Annotated in this window: 1 protein-coding gene and 2 rRNA genes; all 3 read right to left on the bottom strand. The window is 32.3% G+C overall.

What is annotated here, in order from left to right; genetic code table 11:
* Nucleotides 1–96 (bottom strand): 16S ribosomal RNA (locus LC095_RS26535); the annotation flags it as partial.
* 442 nt (nucleotides 97–538) lie between these two features.
* Nucleotides 539–2,851, bottom strand: coding sequence for an EAL domain-containing protein (locus tag LC095_RS26530; protein ID WP_226530908.1), 2,313 nt, complete (start codon nucleotides 2,849–2,851; stop codon nucleotides 539–541).
* A 135-nt stretch (nucleotides 2,852–2,986) separates the two neighbouring features.
* Nucleotides 2,987–3,102: ribosomal RNA gene (rrf, locus tag LC095_RS26525) — 5S ribosomal RNA — on the bottom strand.
* Nucleotides 3,103–3,113: the final 11 nt, after the last annotated feature.

The raw sequence follows: 3,113 nt of genomic DNA, 5'->3' as shown, positions 1-3,113 counted from the left end.
AATCTTTGGGAGCAAGCTCCCTCAGATTCGCTCGACTTGCATGTATTAGGCACGCCGCCAGCGTTCGTCCTGAGCCAGGATCAAACTCTCCAATAAAGTGTTTGATGTAGCTCATAAAAGTTTTGCACTATTATATAGTACGATTTTGTTAATCGAAATTAACGTTGGCACGCTTGGTTTTGTTTAGTTTTCAAAGATCATTTGCTGTTAACTTCTTTTTGAGAAGCAACTTTATTAGTATACCGTTTGAAACACAATAAGTCAACAACTTTTTAAAAGTATTTTTCAAAAATCAAATTTTCAATTCAGTCAATTAACGGCAGAAACTTATAATAACTAACTATTAGTTTATTGTCAACTACTTAACAACAGCTTTTTTAATATTTATTTTAATCAAAACTTCATAATTGTTAATAAAACTGAGCTTTTCCTATATAAAAATACCATAATAAATATTCCGATTGAAGACAATGCATGTAAGGTATCAATCGGAGGAATAAGAAAAGCGTGAAATCTCATGCGCTTCACGCTAAAACCCTTAAGTCATAGTAAAGTATTTTTCTAGAAGGATGGAAAACGGTAATGGACGACTAAAATAAAAACCTTGTAGTCTGGTGTTATATTGTGATGAAATGTAATTTACTTGTTCTTCTTGTTCAATCCCCTCTACAACAACATCTATATTTAAAGCTGTAATCACTTCAAAAATACCAGATAGTAGTATAGTATCAAATGAATCACTTGGTACATTTTTAATAAAGTTTCGATCAATTTTTATTACATCAATTGGTAACTCTTTAATAAATAAGAGCGAGGACGTTCCCACTCCAAAATCATCAAGCGCAATCATAATGTCACGTTTTTTTAGTGCATTTGAAAAATCTTGAATTTCATTTAGGTAAGAATCAATCACACTTTCTGTAATCTCAACTTGCAGATTTGAAGCAGGGTAATTATATTTGGTTAAGATTTCATCTAACTTATAAATAAAGCTTTTATCCTTCATCTGTGTTTTTGATACATTAACTGATAGTACTAAGTTTTTAAATCCTTTACTGTGTAAAGAGCTTATCTGCTTAATAGATTCTTTTAACACCCATTCACCTATTGCGGGCATAAGTCCCGTTTCTTCTGCTATAGGAATAAAAAGCGCTGGTGAAATCATACCCTTTGATGGATGATTCCAACGAACCAAAGCTTCCACACCCAAAATACTGTGGTCTACACTACAAACGATCGGTTGATAATGTATCTCTAGCTGTTTCATACTCAGAGCGAATTTTAAATCATTCTCTAATTCAAGTATATTTTTATATCCACTAGCTATCTCTAAATCTTGATAAAAACATGATTGATTTTTACCTTTTCGTTTCGCTTCATACATAGCAATATCGGCCTTCTGCAGTAATTCATTTAGGCTAGTGCCATCCTGTCCATAGATACTAACCCCTATACTAGCTGTTACAAAGGTCTTATATGTCTTTAATTGATTTTCTTCCCCAGCCTCAATCAGAATATCCTGGATTAACTTTTTCAAATCTTCTATGTGAATATAGTTCACGACTACCACAAATTCATCACCACCAAATCTCGAAAATATCCCTTCTCTTTTAGATATTAGTGGAGCAATTCTATCAGAAACACTAAAAAGTAAGCGATCCCCTATTTCATGGCCAAGAGAGTCATTAATACGTTTAAAACCATCAAGATCCAAAAACAAAATAGCTACTTTTTGTTGATTCTTTTTAACTAACTTGTGAAATTCTTCATTTAAATAATAACGATTTGGAAGCATCGTCAAAGGATCATAATAAGCTAAACTAACAATTTCATTATGTTTTTTCTCAAGTGATTCTAACATTGCATTAATTGATTTTTCCAAATCCGATAACTCATCTTTATTTCTATCATTTGACGTAACCCTTAGTCTAATTTCTTTATTATCTTGAATATGTTTTAATTGTATAGATAAGTTACCGATACGAGAAACAATAAAACGGTTCAGCAAAAAAAGAATCAAGAGAATTGTCGCAATACTAGTTAAAAAGATATACACTGATAATTGGTTGACACCCGATCTTTTCTGTATAAAGTAATTTCTGTTATTCACATAACTTATTTCATAAACTTTATTTTCACTATAATCTTTCAAAAATAGTGAACCTTTAATTTTCTGATCATTTATTACCTCTACTTTTGTTCTTCTCGAAAAAGGCTTATTAACTTCTTTTAAAGTAAGTTGAATATTAATTCTTTTTCCCAATTCCTCCATAAACTGCTCATTTATTATCATCCCTACTATTAAAGTTCCAGCAGATTGACCTTCTCCACTACTCAAGTATACTGGTTCAAACGATGTTACAGTTAATCCATATTCAGTAGTTATAAGATGCGTTTTTTCATTATCTTTTGATTGGACAATCGGCAAGTATTCTTTGTAAAATTCCTTTCCAATGGTAAGGAATTCTTTATTTTCATGATTGTATCCGACTTGATGTACTAACTGATTTTTATCATCTAAATAAATCATAAAATTAAGCATCGTATTTTCGAAAGTAGCCTTTTGTAGATTGACCTCCGGGAATTCAGGATAGTCACCTTTGATATACAAATATGTATCATCCCATACAGACCAGTCTAAATTTGTTTTTTTAATCATGCCCATTGTAGATATCAACTGGTTATTTATCGTATCTAACTCCCTCTGAATGTTAGTTTCATCTAATTTTATAGCATCTTCTAACAGAATCGGACGAATCGTAGTCAATAGCAACCCTAAAAATAGAAGCATGAAAAATCCAACCACCAAAAGACTTTTTATCTTAAGCTTCATTACCTTAAAAATCTTCATTGATATGCTTCTCCCAAGCCTCAGGCTAGTAGTTATACTTTATCTCTACATCTTAACGGAAACCTTCGGTTTCGTTTTAATTATTTCATTCAAACAAAAAAAGACCAGTATCTCTACTGATCTTTCCCTCTTCTTACTTGGCGACGTCCTACTCTCACAGGGGGAAACCCCCAACTACCATCGGCGCTGAAGAGCTTAACTTCCGTGTTCGGCATGGGAACGGGTGTGACCTCTTCGCCATCATCACCAAATAATATAAAGT

Origin of the sequence: Metabacillus niabensis (genome assembly GCF_020524345.1) — a bacterium.
Taxonomy (GTDB): domain Bacteria; phylum Bacillota; class Bacilli; order Bacillales; family Bacillaceae; genus Metabacillus; species Metabacillus niabensis_B.
Note: the sequence above shows the minus strand (reverse complement) of the source record. Positions and strands in the feature narration are given on the sequence as shown.